Origin of the sequence: Citrobacter sp. MNAZ 1397, assembly GCF_023613995.1 — a bacterium.
GTDB classification, from domain to species: Bacteria; Pseudomonadota; Gammaproteobacteria; order Enterobacterales; family Enterobacteriaceae; genus Phytobacter; species Phytobacter ursingii.
The window spans coordinates 511,991-527,809 of sequence record NZ_JAKIVH010000002.1 but is presented as its reverse complement, the minus strand read 5'-3'; the positions used below and the strand labels follow the sequence as shown (position 1 = coordinate 527,809).

At 52.5% G+C, this 15,819-nt stretch carries 13 protein-coding genes; all 13 read right to left on the bottom strand.

Annotation, left to right across the window (positions count from 1 at the left end; genetic code table 11):
• Positions 1–3: 3 nt before the first annotated feature.
• The 13 genes from dnaE to frr all read right to left on the bottom strand — a co-directional run bounded on the left by dnaE (position 4) and on the right by frr (position 15,719).
• Complete coding sequence (gene dnaE, locus L2097_RS17130) at positions 4–3,486, bottom strand: DNA polymerase III subunit alpha (protein WP_250353347.1); 3,483 nt, start codon at positions 3,484–3,486, stop codon at positions 4–6.
• Positions 3,487–3,511: 25 nt separating this feature from the next.
• Positions 3,512–4,108 carry a ribonuclease HII gene (rnhB, locus tag L2097_RS17125; protein ID WP_229220456.1) on the bottom strand — a complete coding sequence of 199 codons (597 nt, stop codon included), beginning with the start codon at positions 4,106–4,108 and terminating at the stop codon, positions 3,512–3,514.
• The gene (gene lpxB / locus L2097_RS17120; RefSeq protein ID WP_250353346.1) at positions 4,105–5,253 is read right to left on the bottom strand and encodes a lipid-A-disaccharide synthase; all 1,149 of its coding nucleotides are present in this window, start codon (positions 5,251–5,253) and stop codon (positions 4,105–4,107) included. Before lpxB ends, rnhB begins: the two co-directional genes overlap by 4 nt.
• A complete protein-coding gene (gene lpxA, locus L2097_RS17115; RefSeq protein WP_047371762.1) occupies positions 5,253–6,041 on the bottom strand; it encodes an acyl-ACP--UDP-N-acetylglucosamine O-acyltransferase in 789 nt (262 codons plus the stop codon). The genes lpxB and lpxA overlap by 1 nt, the downstream gene beginning before the upstream one ends.
• A 3-nt stretch (positions 6,042–6,044) precedes the next feature.
• On the bottom strand, positions 6,045–6,500 hold the full coding sequence (gene fabZ / locus L2097_RS17110; protein ID WP_004145858.1) for a 3-hydroxyacyl-ACP dehydratase FabZ: 456 nt from the start codon (positions 6,498–6,500) through the stop codon (positions 6,045–6,047).
• A gap of 104 nt (positions 6,501–6,604) precedes the next feature.
• On the bottom strand, positions 6,605–7,630 hold the full coding sequence (gene lpxD, locus L2097_RS17105) for a UDP-3-O-(3-hydroxymyristoyl)glucosamine N-acyltransferase (RefSeq protein WP_047371763.1): 1,026 nt from the start codon (positions 7,628–7,630) through the stop codon (positions 6,605–6,607).
• Between the two features lie 3 nt (positions 7,631–7,633).
• Entirely contained in the window at positions 7,634–8,128 is a 495-nt protein-coding gene (gene skp, locus L2097_RS17100; RefSeq protein ID WP_039078473.1) for a molecular chaperone Skp, read from the bottom strand.
• Between the two features lie 119 nt (positions 8,129–8,247).
• Positions 8,248–10,662, bottom strand: coding sequence for an outer membrane protein assembly factor BamA (gene bamA / locus L2097_RS17095; RefSeq protein WP_250353345.1), 2,415 nt, complete (start codon positions 10,660–10,662; stop codon positions 8,248–8,250).
• Between the two features lie 31 nt (positions 10,663–10,693).
• Positions 10,694–12,043 carry a sigma E protease regulator RseP gene (gene rseP, locus L2097_RS17090; RefSeq protein ID WP_047371765.1) on the bottom strand — a complete coding sequence of 450 codons (1,350 nt, stop codon included), beginning with the start codon at positions 12,041–12,043 and terminating at the stop codon, positions 10,694–10,696.
• An 11-nt stretch (positions 12,044–12,054) separates the two neighbouring features.
• Entirely contained in the window at positions 12,055–12,912 is an 858-nt protein-coding gene (cdsA, locus tag L2097_RS17085) for a phosphatidate cytidylyltransferase (protein WP_085006684.1), read from the bottom strand.
• Positions 12,913–12,924: 12 nt separating this feature from the next.
• Positions 12,925–13,683 (bottom strand): (2E,6E)-farnesyl-diphosphate-specific ditrans,polycis-undecaprenyl-diphosphate synthase, encoded by a 759-nt coding sequence (ispU, locus tag L2097_RS17080; RefSeq protein ID WP_047371767.1) that lies wholly within the window; start codon positions 13,681–13,683, stop codon positions 12,925–12,927.
• 183 nt (positions 13,684–13,866) lie between these two features.
• Entirely contained in the window at positions 13,867–15,066 is a 1,200-nt protein-coding gene (gene ispC / locus L2097_RS17075) for a 1-deoxy-D-xylulose-5-phosphate reductoisomerase (RefSeq protein WP_250353344.1), read from the bottom strand.
• Between the two features lie 95 nt (positions 15,067–15,161).
• Entirely contained in the window at positions 15,162–15,719 is a 558-nt protein-coding gene (gene frr / locus L2097_RS17070) for a ribosome recycling factor (RefSeq protein ID WP_039078435.1), read from the bottom strand.
• Between the last annotated feature and the right edge of the window lie 100 nt (positions 15,720–15,819).

The window sequence follows — 15,819 nt, the reverse complement described above, 5'->3', positions numbered from 1 at the left end:
GTATTAGTCAAACTCCAGTTCCACCTGCTCCGAACCAATGAGGCCACGGAGATCGTTTAATAAACGATCGCTCGGAGAGACACGCCACGTTGCGCCGAAACGTAATCGTGCACGTGCATCCGCCCTCTGATAGTAGAGATGTACTGGAATGGTCCCCGAGCGGTGGGGTTCCAGAGACTGACGGAGTCGGTTCAAAAGCTGGTCATCAATTTGCCTGTCCGTCAGCGAGATAGCAAGCCCGCGCGCATATTTTTCACGAGCTTCGTCAATGTCCATCACTTCGCGGGCGGTCATTTTAAGCCCCCCGCTAAAGTCATCAAAGCTGACCTGTCCGCTGACGATCAGTATGCGGTCTTTTTCCAGCAGTTGCTGATATTTATCCAGGGCGTCCGTGAACAACATGACTTCCAGGCGCCCGGAACGGTCATCCAACGTACAGATGCCAATACGATTGCCGCGCTTGGTGACCATAACCCGCGCTGCAATTACCAGCCCCGCCGCCGTGGTGACTTTGCCACGTTCGGTTGGGTGCATGTCTTTTAGTCGGTAACCACCGACGTAACGATCGATCTCTTTTAAATACTGGGTGATCGGGTGCCCGGTCAGATACAGCCCCAGGGTTTCACGTTCACCGTCCAGTACCACCTGCTCTGGCCACGGCTGGCAACTGGCATATGACTGTTCAACCTGCTCTGGCTCCTCCGCCAGGACACCGAACATATCGGCCTGACCAATCGCTTCCGCTTTCGCGTGCTGATCGGCGGCTTTCAGCGCGTCGCCCAATGCGTTCATCAGTGCGGCACGATGCGGCCCCAGCCTGTCAAACGCCCCGGACATTATCAGCTTTTCCAGCACCCGGCGATTGAGTTTTTTGGTATCAGTACGGGCGCAGAGATCAAACAATTCCCGGAAATAACCGCCGTTATTACGAGCCTCAAGTATCGCTTCGATCGGGCCTTCACCCACGCCCTTGATAGCCCCAATGCCGTAAACAATTTCACCGTCGTCATTGACGTGGAAATGGTACAGGCCAGAGTTGATATCCGGCGGCAGGATCTTGAGCCCCATACGCCAGCATTCGTCCACCAGGCCGACCACCTTCTCGGTGTTGTCCATATCGGCAGTCATTACCGCCGCCATAAACTCAGCCGGATAGTGCGCTTTCAGCCACAGCGTCTGGTATGAGACTAAAGCATAGGCAGCAGAGTGCGATTTGTTAAATCCGTACCCGGCGAATTTCTCCACCAGATCGAAGATTTTCATCGCCAGCTCGCCATCAACGCCGTTCTTCTTCGCCCCTTCTTCGAAGGTCCCGCGCTGCTTGGCCATTTCCTCTGGCTTTTTCTTACCCATCGCACGACGCAGCATATCCGCGCCGCCGAGAGTATAACCAGAAAGGACCTGAGCAATCTGCATCACCTGTTCCTGATACAGAATGATGCCGTAGGTCGGCTCCAGTACCGGTTTCAGGCTCTCATGCTGCCACTGCACGTCCGGGTAGGAAATCTCTTCGCGCCCATGTTTACGGTCGATAAAGTTATCCACCATCCCGGACTGTAAGGGACCCGGACGGAACAGAGCCACAAGGGCTATCATATCTTCGAAGCAGTCAGGCTGCAGACGTTTGATCAAATCTTTCATGCCGCGAGATTCAAGCTGGAATACCGCGGTGGTTTCCGAGCGCTGCAACATGTCGAAGCTTTTCTTGTCATCAAGCGGTATAGCGGCGATATCCAGCGGTGGCTCGCCGTTCTTCTCACGGCGGGCATTGATCATCTCCAGCGCCCAGTTGATGATGGTGAGTGTACGCAGCCCCAGGAAGTCGAACTTCACGAGACCCGCATATTCCACATCGTTCTTATCAAACTGGGTAACCGGATGTTGCCCGGCTTCATCACAATAGAGCGGCGCAAAATCGGTAATTTTGGTCGGTGCGATAACCACACCACCGGCGTGTTTACCGGCGTTACGCGTGACACCTTCCAGCTTACGCGCCATATCAATTAGCGCTTTGACTTCCTCGTCAGCTTCGTAGATTTCTGGCAGTTGCGGTTCCGCTTCAAAGGCTTTCGCCAGCGTCATGCCTGGATCGGGCGGAACCAGTTTGGAAATACGATCGACAAAGCCGTACGGGTGCCCCAGCACGCGGCCAACGTCGCGAATAACCGCTTTTGCCGCCATCGTACCGAAGGTGATTATCTGCGATACCGCATCACGACCATACATATCGGCCACATGGTCGATAACCTGATCGCGTTTTTCCATACAGAAATCGACATCAAAGTCGGGCATGGAGACACGTTCCGGGTTAAGGAAACGTTCGAACAGCAGGTCAAATTCAAGCGGGTCGAGGTCGGTAATTTTCAGCGCATAGGCCACCAACGAGCCCGCACCGGAACCTCGTCCAGGGCCTACCGGCACACCGTTATCTTTCGACCACTGGATAAACTCCATTACGATAAGGAAGTACCCAGGGAAGCCCATCTGGTTGATAACCTGGAGTTCAATATCCAGGCGCTCGTCATACTCAGGACGTTTCTCTTTACGGACCGCTTCATCCGGAAAAAGGAACGCCAGACGCTCTTCCAGCCCCTCTTTCGACTTCGCAACAAGGAAATCTTCAGTGGTCATCTCCCCGGTCGGGAACTGAGGCAGAAAGTACTCGCCCAGACGCACCGTGACGTTACACCGCTTGGCAATTTCTACCGTATTTTCCAGCGCTTCCGGGATGTCGGAAAACAACTCACACATCTCGTCTTCGCTGCGCATATACTGCTGTGCAGAGTAGTTACGCGGACGCTTAGGGTCATCCAGGGTAAAGCCGTCGTGAATAGCCACGCGGATTTCATGCGCGTCAAAGTCACCCGCATCAAGAAAACGGACATCGTTGGTGGCGACAACTGGCAGACCGCGTTCTTCGGCGAGCTGCACCGCCGCGTGCAAATAGCTCTCTTCGTCCGCGCGACCGGTACGAATCAGTTCAAGATAATAGTTGTTGGGGAAGTGCTCTTCGTAAAACGCCACGCACTGATCGACCAGCACGCTATTGCCGCGCATCAGGCTTCTTCCCACATCCCCCATACGGGCGCCAGACAGCAGGATTAACCCCTCTTTCAACTCAACCAGCCAGTCGCGGTCAATCCATGGCCCTGCCGCCCCGTAGCCACGCTGGTAAGCACGGGAAATCAGCAGCGTCAGGTTTTGATAGCCGACGTTGTTTGCTGCCAGTACGGTGAGCTGCGTCAGTTCGTCTGCGAGCAATTCGCTCTGAACATGAAAATCGGCACCCACAATTGGTTTTAATCCTGCGCCGTGGGCCGTTCCGTAAAACTTCACCAGGCCACACAGGTTGGTAAAATCGGTGATCGCCAGCGCAGGCATGCCGAGAGAGGCCGCCTTTTTCACCAGCGGCCCGGTTTTCGCCAGCCCGTCTATCATGGAGTAGTCGCTATGCACCCGCAGGTGTACGAAACGTGGTTCAGCCATTTTCAGATCTCTTCACGTCACAGAATCAGGACACAAGGCCCAGCACGCGTTTGACGGGCGCAAAACTGCGCCGATGATGTTCCGTTGCGCCATGCTCAGCCAGTTTTTCCAGATGGAAAGCTGTCGGGTAGCCTTTATGCTGCGCGAAACCGTATTGGGGGAAAGTCATATCGAGCGTGGCCATTTCTGCATCTCGAGTGACCTTCGCCAGAATGGAGGCGGCGCTGATTTCAGGCACACGACTATCGCCTTTTACAACCGCCAGCGAAGGCATTGGCAGACTGGGGCAACGGTTGCCGTCGATGAGAACATATTCCGGAATGATCCCCAACCCAGCGACCGCACGCTGCATCGCCAGCATCGTGGCATGCAGAATATTTAACTCGTCGATTTCGTGCGGCTCCGCGCGGCCCAGACTCCAGGCCAGCGCTTTTTCTTTGATCTCGTCATACAGCGCCAGACGGCGTTTCTCTGATAATTTTTTCGAGTCATTTAGACCGATAATGGGACGCGCAGGATCGAGGATGACAGCGGCAGTCACCACTGCGCCAACCAACGGACCGCGTCCAACTTCATCCACACCCGCAACCAGGTGCGTATGGGGGTAAACAAATTCCATCATTGTGCCAACTCCAGTACGGCGTCTGCGGCCTGCTCATCGGCATTACAGCGGATCTGCAAATGCAGCTCCCGGAAAATATCGTGCATCGCATGGCTGGTTTTGCCGTTTGCCAGCAGGGGAAGTAATGCATCAGCCAGCGCCTGAGGCTGGCATTCATCCTGCAGCAGCTCTTTAACAAGCTCACGGCCCGCCAGTAAATTGGGCAGTGAAACGTAGTCGGTTTTGACCAGGCGTTTCGCCAGCCAGAAGGTAAACGGCTTCATTCGATAACCCACTACCATCGGGCATTTTGCCAACATACATTCCAGTGCCGCAGTGCCGGACGCCAGTAATGCTGCATCGCTGGCGATCATCGCTTCACGCGCCAGACCATCCAGCATATGCACGTGTAAATCAGGTGCGACATCCGCTTTGATGCGTTCAAATTGTTCACGGCGCTTTGCATTTACCAACGGTACAACGACTTCAAGGTCCGGATAGTGATGACGTAATAGCTGCGCCGTACGCAAAAAGTCGGCGCTCAGCATCTCAACCTCAGCACCACGACTACCCGGAAGTAACGCAAGGCAGTGGGCGTCATGAGGGATGCCCAACGTGTCCCGCGCCGCATTTTTATCCGGGTCCAGCGGCATCGCATCCGCCATGGTATGACCGATAAAACGGCAGGGGACATTGAATCTGTCGTAAAACGCTTTTTCGAAAGGCAGAAAAGCGAGCACCAGATCGGTGGCTCTGCCTATTTTGAAAACGCGTTTTTGGCGCCAGGCCCATACCGAAGGGCTGACATAATGAATGGTCTTGATACCCTTTTTTTTCAGGTTCCCCTCAAGGGTAATATTGAAATCGGGCGCATCGATGCCGACAAAAACATCGGGTTTAAGCTCGCTAAAGCGGCGCGTGAGATCTGCACGGATGTGCAGCAAACGTCGCAGGCGACCAAGCACCTCGACGATACCCATCACCGCCAGCTCTTCCATTTCGTACCAGGCCTCGCAGCCTTCGGCCTGCATACGCGGCCCGGCAACACCGACAAAGCGCGCATCGGGCATACGCGCTCTTAGTGCGCGGATGAGACCGGCACCAAGAATATCGCCGGAGGTTTCTCCGGCGACGAGGGCAATCGTTAACGGACGACGTTCGGCCATTACCGAATTAAACCACGCGTGGAACGTTCAAAAAACGCCATGAACGTTTTCACTTCCGGATGCTGTTCTGCCAGTTCGGCAATTTCAGGTTTCGCTTCATCCAGCGTTTTGCCGCTGCGGTACAGCAGTTTGTACGCGTTACGGATCGCGGTGATCGCTTCACGGCTAAAGCCACGACGCTTAAGACCTTCAATATTCACGCCAAACGGAGTGGCGTGGTTACCCTGAGCAATCACGAACGGTGGGACGTCCTGTGCGACACCAGAACAGCCGCCAACCATAACGTGCGCACCGATGATGCAGAACTGGTGCACCGCGGTCATACCACCGATGATCGCGAAATCATCAACGGAAACATGGCCTGCCAGTGTGGCGTTATTCGCCAGAATGCAACGACTGCCAACGGTGCAATCATGCGCAACGTGCGCATTGACCATCAGCAGGTTATCGCTGCCCACCTTCGTCAACCCACCGCCTTGTAATGTGCCACGGTGAATGGTGACGCTTTCGCGAATGCGGTTGCGATCGCCAATTTCCACGCGGGTCGGTTCACCAGCATATTTCAGATCCTGGTTAACCTCGCCAATGGAGGCGAACTGATAAATCTCGTTATCACGACCAATTTTGGTATGGCCATTAATGACAACATGAGACTTCAGTACGGTGCCTTCGCCGATTTCGACGTTAGCGCCAACAATACAAAACGGACCAATGTGAGCATTGGCACCAATAACGGCACCGTCTTCAACAATGGCAGAAGGATGAATAAAGGCGGTTTTATCAATCACGTATCAGGCCTCCCGGCTACGTGCACACATCATAGTAGCTTCACAAACAACTTTGCCGTCTACCAGCGCGACACCCTTGAAGCGAGTCAGGCCACGGCGCGTTTTTTCGAAGGTGACTTCCATGATCATTTGATCGCCTGGCACAACCGGACGCTTAAAGCGCGCCTCATCGATACCTGCGAAATAGTAGAGCTCGCCAGGTTCCAGTTTACCGACGCTTTTAAACGCCAGAATACCGGTCGCCTGCGCCATCGCTTCCAGAATCAACACGCCAGGCAAAATCGGTTTACCAGGGAAATGCCCCTGGAAAAAAGGCTCATTTACCGAAACATTTTTAACTGCGCGTAGAAAACGACCTTCTTCAAAGTCCAGCACACGGTCTACCAGCAAAAACGGGTAACGGTGCGGCAGAAGCTCCAGAATCTCTTCAATGTGCAGAGTATGAGTGTCAGTAGTCAAAATACTCTTCCTGTCTAAATATACTAAAAGGCCATAATAACACGGCCCGCGGCAATCGTAAGAATGCCGACAGGCCGGGAAGTTTAAACGTAGCGAGCGAGCTATTAGTCTTCTTTATTGACCTTGCGCTCAATAGCCTTGAGGCGCTTGCTCATGTCATCAATGTTCATCACCAGGGCTGCGGTTTTACGCCACACCTTGTTTGGCTGTAGCGGGATCCCGGAGGAATAAATTCCTGGCTCGGTGATAGGACGCATCACCATCCCCATTCCCGTCACGGTGACTTTATCGCAGATTTCCATATGCCCGTTGATAACGCTGGCACCGCCAATCATGCAATAACGGCCAATTTTCAAACTACCCGCCATGATGACGCCACCAGCAACCGCGGTATTGTCGCCAATCACGACGTTATGTGCAATCTGACACTGATTATCAATGATGACGCCATTACCAATACGGGTATCATCCAGCGCACCGCGATCGATGGTGGTGCATGCACCAATTTCAACACGATCGCCAATGATAACGCGGCCAAGTTGCGGGATCTTAACCCAGTTACCACGATCGTTGGCATAACCAAAACCGTCAGAACCGATTACTGTGCCTGATTGAATCAGGCAATTCTCACCGATCTCGATCTCGTGGTAAATGGTCACATTGGCCCATAAACGGGAGCCCGCACCAATTTTCGTATTTTTCCCAACGAAGCAGCCCGGACCGATGACAACATTGTCGCCAAGCGTCACGCCGGATTCGATGACCGCATTTGCGCCAATCGCCACGTTGTTCCCCAGCGTCGCATCGGGATCGATCACCGCCCCTGGGGCAATGTTCTGTGCCGGTTGCGGCGTGGTATCAAGAATTTGGGCCATGCGTGCGTATGTCAGGTAGGGGTTTTTCACTACCAGTGCAGCGCTTGTGGCAAAAGGAAGATCGTCCTGCGTCATTACGACAGCAGACGCCTGACAGGCGGCTAAGCTTTCACGGTATTTTGGGTTTACCATGAAGGTGATTTGCCCTGCTTTAGCAGATTGCATGGACGCAACGCCGGTGATGACGATATCGCCATCACCGTGTAACTCTGCATCCAACTGTTGAGCTAAATCAGACAGTCGAATTGAAGGCATTACTTATTTAACCTGTTTCAGTACATCAGCAGTGATGTCTTTAACGTCATTGCTGTTGTAGATAGCGGCGTTGGAAGGGATAACCAGATCCACACCCTGATCGGAAGCAACTTTCTTCACAGCAGCCTGGATTTTGGTCATCAGCTTGCCACGTTCTTCGTTAGAACGACGAGCCTGATCCTGTTCAAAAGCCTGACCTTTCTGGGCCAGATCCTGACGCTGAGCCTGGATATCTTTTTCCAGCTTAGTACGATCGGCCGCTTTCATTGTGGAACCGTCACGCTGATAACGCTGCATTTTAGTCTGCAGATCGGATTCCATACGCTGCAGTTCGCTGGCACGGCCACTGAATTCGTTTTTCATTGTCTGAGAAACGCCAGAAGTCTGCGCAACCTGTTGGAACAGGCTGTTCATGTCCACGACCGCAATTTTATCGGCCGCCTGAGCAGACGTTGCCATTGCCAAACCTACACCTGCAGCTAATAACCACTTTTTCACAATTAACTCCTCACCATCCCGTTTGTACCCGGAGGTACCGTTCTTTGCGTTGGCGGGCAGTACAACGTGCACTGCCTCACCATCACGACACTACTTATGCATTCCTTCGCAGCGGCAAATTACCAGGTTTTACCAATGTTAAACTGGAACTGTTCTGCCTTGTCTCCATCGTATTTCTTAAACGGCTGGGCGTAGGAGAAAACCAACGGCCCCAATGGGGACATCCATTGTAAGGCGATACCCGCGGACATACGGATATTGCTCGGGTCACTGTAATCCGGTACGCCTAATGCCTTCATATCAGCAGTATTTTGCCAGTTGGTATCCCAAACTGTACCTGCATCCCAGAAGAACGATGTACGCACAGAATTCGCATACTTCTCACTGATAAACGGCGTCGGCGTAATGAACTCTACGCTCGCCACGCCCATTGCGTTACCGCCCACGGCATCACTGGAGCTACAGTATTTTTTCGTCGTCGAGTCACAGTTATCAAGACCTTCGTGACCGAAGTAAACGGCTTTCGGACCGATGTTGTTGGACTGGAAGCCACGAACGCTGCTTGAACCACCGGCATAGAAGTTCTCATAGAACGGCAGTTCTTTACCACTTAAGCCGTCACCGTAGCCCCAACGCGTGCGTCCCAATACAACCCATTTATGATCGTCATCGATCGGGAAGTAAGACGCCGTATCAATCGTAACTTTGTAGAACTCGTTATCGGAACCCGGAATCGTCACCTTACCGTTCAGGTTGACACGGGAACCCTTGGTCGGGAAGTAACCGCGGTCAAGGTTGTTGTATGTCCAACCATAGTTGAAGGTGAAGTCGTTTGCCGTGAAACCGTTATTATCATCGGTTATACCGGAACTTTGACCAATAGAATCCAGATAACGCCACATCGCCACCTGCGGTTCCATCTTCGACAGATCATTATGGACATAGCCTAAGCCCACACGCAGGGTATTGTATTCGTTAACCGGGAAGCCTAACGTGCCATCCAGACCATAACTTTTGTTGGTGTAGGAAGACAGGTCAGCATTGTCTGCTTTAAAGTCATTGTAGAAGATACGCCCGCCGAGACTCACACCATCCACCGTAAAGTACGGGTTAGTGACCGAGAATTCGGAATAGGTCTGGTAGTCGTTCTTCGTACCGTTGATACCCACAGAGTAGCCGGTACCCAGCCAGTTATCCTGCTGAACACCAACCTGGAAGCTAACACCGCTTTCTGTACCGTAGCCGACACCGAAGTTGAAGCTACCGGTGTTACGCTCTTTAACTTTATACACGACGTCAACCTGGTCCGGACTGCCCGGCACACGCTGCGTATCGGTATCTACCGTTTCGAAGTAACCCAGACGGTTCAGACGTTCTTTACCCTGATCTACGAGGTCGCTGCCCAGCCAGGCGCCTTCCATCTGACGCATTTCACGGCGCAGTACGGCATCTTTAGACGTGTCGTTACCTTCGAAGCGAATTTTGCGCACGTAATAACGGTTACCTGCATCGACGTTCACATGCAGCTTAACGGTCTTATCCGTATCGTTGATTTCCGGCTGCGACTGAACGCGTGGGTAGGCATAGCCATAGCGACCAAGAAGCTTTTTAATATCATCTTCCATTTTGGTCACTTTGGTGCCGTTATACAGTTCACCCGGCTGGATTTTGGTCATGCTTTCAATCTCTGCGGAGTGACCCGCCAGATTGCCGCTGACTTCAACACCCGAGAGTTTATACTGATCCCCTTCGGTCACGTTGACGGTGATGTAGATGCCTTTTTTATCCGGCGTCAGACTCACCTGCGTGGAATCAATATTAAAACGCGCATAACCGCGATCCAGATAGTAACTGCGCAGAGTTTCAAGGTCGCCCGCCAGTTTCTGTTTCTGGTATTTGCGATCGCCTACAACGTTCCACCACGGCACCTCATCGCGCAACTGGAAGGTGGAGATCAGCTCTTCGGTCTTGAACGCATGGTTCCCGACGATGTTGATCTGTTGGATCTGCGCTGATACGCCTTCCTGGAAGACCAGCTTAAGGTCAACACGGTTACGTGGCAGAGGCGTAACGACCGCCTTCACGCTGGCGCTGTATTTACCAACGCTGTAGTAGAAATCTTCCAGGCCTTTTTCAATATCAGACAGGGTAGTGCGATCCAGAGATTCGCCTACACGTACACCAGAAGCTTCAAGGTTCTGCTTGAGCATGTCATCTTTCACCGACTTGTTGCCGGAGAATGTGATGCTGGCGATAGTCGGACGTTCTTTTACCTGAACGAGAAGGGTATCACCGTCGCGGAGTACGCGGACATCCTCGAAGTTACCAGTGGCAAACAGGGCGCGGATGGTGTTACTGATGTCTTCATCATTCACCGTGTCGCCTGGGCGAACCGGCATACTGAGGAGGGCCGCACCAACGGCGACACGCTGCAGGCCTTCGAAATGAATGTCCTTCACTACGAACCCGTCAGCACCGTATACGGTGGCGCTGCTAAACAGCAGCGACGCTATGAGCAACTTTTTCATCGCCATCGTTATTATGCGTTCTTCCTAACAAACTCTCTTACAACCGAGAGAAATCATTGAAAAGTGCAAGCCCCATTAACAACACCAGCAAAATCGAGCCAATGCGATAACTAAAGTCTTGAACCCGCTCGGATACCGGTCCGCCTTTCAGCTTCTCAATCGCTAAAAACAGCAGATGACCCCCGTCAAGGACAGGTAATGGGAACAGGTTGATGATGCCTAAGTTCACGCTTATCAACGCGAGGAACATCAGGTAGTAAATCAACCCGAACTCCGCTGACATCCCAGCCCCCTGAGCGATCGAAATCGGCCCACTGAGGTTGTTCAGTTTTACGTCACCGGTTATCAATTTCCCCAACATACTGACCGTCAGCTTCATCAACTGCCACGTTTTGTCCGTGGCTTCAGCGATGGCGCTAAATGGTCCGTACTGGCGTACTGTCTTATATTCATCCGGCAGCGGGATAATTTTCGGCACAACGCCGGCAAAACCCTCCGCCTTGTTACCGGGTTTCTCATCCGGAATCAGCGTTAAAGACAAGGGACTCCCATGCCTTTCAATGTCCAGTGCTAACGGTGTGCCCGGATTATCGCGCACCAGGGTGACAAACGTCATCCACTGCGTTAACTGCTGACCATCGACTTTAACGATCCTGTCGCCAGCTTGCAAACCTGCTTTGCTTGCAGCCGAGCCTAATTGTACCTCAGCTAATACCGGTTCAATCTGCGCACCGCGAGGACGAATCCCTAATGACGCTAGCGGGTCGTCTTTGTCAGGTGCAAAATTCCACTGTTGTAAATCGAGAACTTTGTCCTGACGGTTATTACTGCCAAACGGTGCCACGCTGAGTGTGGTTTGCTTGTCGCCAATTTTGGAGATCAATTGCAAACGCACAGCGTCCCAATCAGGCGTTTCGATACCATCAATCGCTTTAAGTTCCGTACCTGGCGTAATTTGCGCATTTGCCGCGATGGAATTGGGCGCAATTTCACCAATAACCGGTCGAACACCCGGTACACCAATGATAAAGACCAGCCAGTAAGCCACGATAGCAAAGAGGAAATTGGCGATCGGTCCCGCCGCGATAACCGCAGCACGCTGGCCAACGGTTTTATTGTTGAAAGCGTAATGGCGCATTTCCGGCGTCACCGGTTCAACGCGCTCATCCAGCATTTTGACGTAACCACCAAGCGGAATGACGGCAATAACGAATTCCGTACCTTGCTTGTCTTTGCGACGCCAGAGCGCTTTACCGAAACCAATGGAAAAACGCTCTACTCTTACGCCGCAACGGCGAGCAACCCAGAAATGGCCAAATTCATGCACGGTGATAAGAACACCAAGCGCAACAATGAACGACGCCAAATCCCAGAGAAAGCTCAGCATAAAACCGTCCGTTAAATCGTCCTGAAAACCAGTAACAACAGGCAGGCAAATACAGGAACCGCCGCCGTCAGGCTGTCGATGCGGTCAAGTATACCACCGTGACCGGGGATTAGATGACCACTGTCTTTGATACCGGCTTCACGCTTAAACATGCTTTCCGTCAGATCGCCCAGCACCGAGGCCAGCGCCGCGATCACAGAACAGAGTAATAATGTCGATGGCGAAACATCCAGATTTGCCCACGCACTATAGCCCCAGGAAATAATTCCTGCGGTAAACAAGCCGCCAATAAAGCCCTGCCAGGTTTTTCCCGGTGACACCTTCGGCGCCAGCTTATGTTTGCCAAACAGTTTGCCAAACATGTACGCACCAGAATCAGCGCCCCATACCAGGATCATGATATACAGCAGCCATAGCGCCCCGCTGTAGTGATTATCAGCATAATGCCACGACCGTAGCGCCAGCATACCCCAGAAAAAAGGAATAATTGTGAGAACGCCGAAAATCAACCGTATGGGTTTCGAATTACGCCAAATCGCTGCAGATGCCGGGTACCCCAGCACCAGCGCCAGAGCGATAATCCACCAGACAAGTGAAGCCCAAAGCGAAACCTCAACCACTGGCTGATGAATATTATGATGGTACTCCGGCAGCATAAACAACATCAGCGCCAGTACCAGCCCACATAATACCGCCAGCCAGACACGCTGTGTCCGTGACGTAAAACCGCTCAGTTGCCCCCACTCCCATGCTGCCAGCATGCAAACGGCGAGCGTAACAATCGCAAAACCCACGGGCGGCAATAAGAACAATGCAGCAATGACAATGGGTATTAATACAAACGCAGAAATCAGGCGATACTTCAGCAAAAGCTACCCCCATCAGGCTTTGTCGCCACCTGGCTCGGTGCCGCCGAAACGACGCTCTCGATTGGCAAAGGCATGCAGCGCACCTTCAAAGTCTTGTTCATCAAAATCGGGCCAAAGAACATCCGTAAAGTAAAGTTCGGCATAGGCAATTTGCCAAAGTAAAAAGTTACTTATGCGATGTTCCCCACCCGTCCTAATCACTAAATCTACAGGTGCCAGTTCATGCATACAGATTTGCTGACTCAGCAAATCTTCATCAATCTGATCAGGACGTAATACCCCTTCCTGAACCTGAACGGCCAATTGCCGTACTCCCTGTACGATATCCCAGCGTCCGCCATAATTCGCCGCGATATTTAGCGTCAACCCTGTATTCTGGGCAGTCAACGCTTCCGCTTTACGAATACGCTCTTGCAGACGCGCGTTGAAACGGCTGGTGTCACCAATAATGCGCAAACGCACATTATGTCGGTGCAGGCTCTTCACTTCACTGTCCAACGCCCATACAAATAATTCCATTAGCGCACTGACTTCTTGCGCCGGACGATTCCAGTTCTCACTACTGAACGCGTAAAGCGTTAACGCATCAATCCCGCTGTTGGCAGCAAAAGAAACGGCCCGGCGAACTGATTTCGCACCAGCTCTGTGTCCAAATGCCCGTATCTTTCCTTGTCTTTTCGCCCAGCGACCATTGCCGTCCATAATGATTGCTACATGGCGGCAGCCATGCGCTGGCAAATTTTCGCTCATTGGTTGATTCGCAGACAACATAACGCGTTTTAGTCCCTGAAAAGGATTTAGCGGTACTCAGGAATACAAAAGCCTTTACGCAAAAAAGCCGTGTCAACCACGGCTTCCCCTGACAGCCCGGCATTAAACAGGCTGATGGATGGCGCAGACTATATCACCGAAGCCCAACGCTAACAAATAGCATGACTATTAGTGGCTGGATTATCACCAGCTTGCGAAGCGCGTCACTTGTTTTTGCGCGGCATCACGTGCAAGCCGATCCACAGCCAATACATCATCAATACTTTGTGGTTCGCTTAATACCATCTGTTCCAGAACAGACAGATTCAGCGCAGCAATATCCGTAAAACGGATAGCGGAAGCCAGAAATGCCGACACCGTTACCTCATTCGCCGCATTCAGCGCCGTGGTCGCTGCCTGCCCCTGCGCAAACGCATCTATCGCCAGTTTCAGGCAAGGGTAGCGGTCATAATCAGGTGCGGCAAAGCTCAACGCACTCAGTTTACAAAAATCGAGGGCGTTGGCACCGGAGGGCACACGTTCAGGCCAGGCCATAGTATGTGCAATCGGTGTACGCATATCCGGTTCACCAAGCTGCGCTAAAACACTGCCGTCCTGATAACGCACCATGGAGTGGATCACCGATTGCGGGTGAATAAGCACTTCCATCTGGCGGGCGGAAGCGTTGAATAACCAGCGCGCTTCAATGTATTCCAGACCTTTGTTCATCATGGTGGCGGAATCAACGGAGATCTTTCTCCCCATCGACCAGTTCGGATGACGACATGCCTGATCCGGCGTCATTGAGGCCAGCTCGGACATGGGCGTTTCACGGAACGGGCCACCAGACCCGGTAAGCAGAATAGACGAAACGCCATTCTGCTCTAAATCAGCGTACCCCAGGTTTTGTTGGATTGTTTCCGGTAAACTCTGAAAAATAGCGTTATGTTCGCTATCCACCGGGAGGAGCTGCGCCCCGCTCTCTTTTACTGCGTCCATAAAAAGACGTCCGCAGGTAACCAGCGACTCTTTATTGGCAAGCAGCACGGTTTTACCTGCGCGAATGGCCGCAAGCGTAGGCACAAGGCCGGCTGCGCCAACAATCGCCGCCATCACCTGGTCGACATCATCGAGCGCAGCCATCTCACAGGCCGCCTGTTGACCACTCATCACCTGCGTCGGACAGCCCTGTTGTTGCAACTCAGCTTTTAGCTGACGCGCACTGGTTTCATCATCCATCACCGCAAAACGCGGGGTGAATTCCAGACATTGTTCCACCATACGGGTAACATTCTTACCCGCAACCAGGGCAGTAATGGAAAAGCGATCGGGATTGTGGCGAACCACATCGAGCGTGCTGCAACCAATAGAACCTGTTGAGCCCAGAAGGGTTAAATGCTTCATGAAACGCTCACAATATTGTGCAGATTAAAAGCAAAACGCCGCCAGCAAAGCCCCCGTGGCGGCTCTCTGTACGGCGTTTTTCGTCGGTTTTTGAATCAGAACTGCATCAGTTCTGCTTCTTTATCCGCCAGCGCCGCATCGACTTTTTTGATTGCAGCGTCAGTCAGTTTCTGCACGTCTTCCTGAGAACGACGGTCATCATCTTCACTGATTTCTTTATCTTTCAGCAGCGCTTTTACTTTGTCGTTCGCGTCACGGCGTACGTTACGAACGGCAACGCGTGCTTGTTCAGCTTCGCCACGAACAATTTTGGTCAGGTCTTTACGACGTTCTTCGGTCAGCGGCGGCAGCGGAACGCGAATGTCGGTTCCTGCGGAGCTAGGGTTCAGACCGAGGTCAGACGCCATAATGGCTTTCTCAACGGCCGGGCCCATGGAACGATCGAACACGTTGATTTTCAGCGTACGGGAGTCTTCTACCGTTACGTTCGCCAGCTGGCGCAGCGGCGTCGGAGTACCGTAATACTCAACGACGATACCATCCAGAAGGCTCGGAGAAGCACGGCCTGTGCGCACTTTGCTGATTTGGGTTTTGAACGATTCTACGCATTTTTCCATGCGCACTTCAGCATCTTTTCTGATATCGCTAATCACGTTACGAATCCTTGAAATCTTGTCTCAGGCAAACCATACGCCACTTGAGTGGTTAGTATAGTCTCGTTCAGTACAAGGCACCGTGAAGATGCCTGACAGA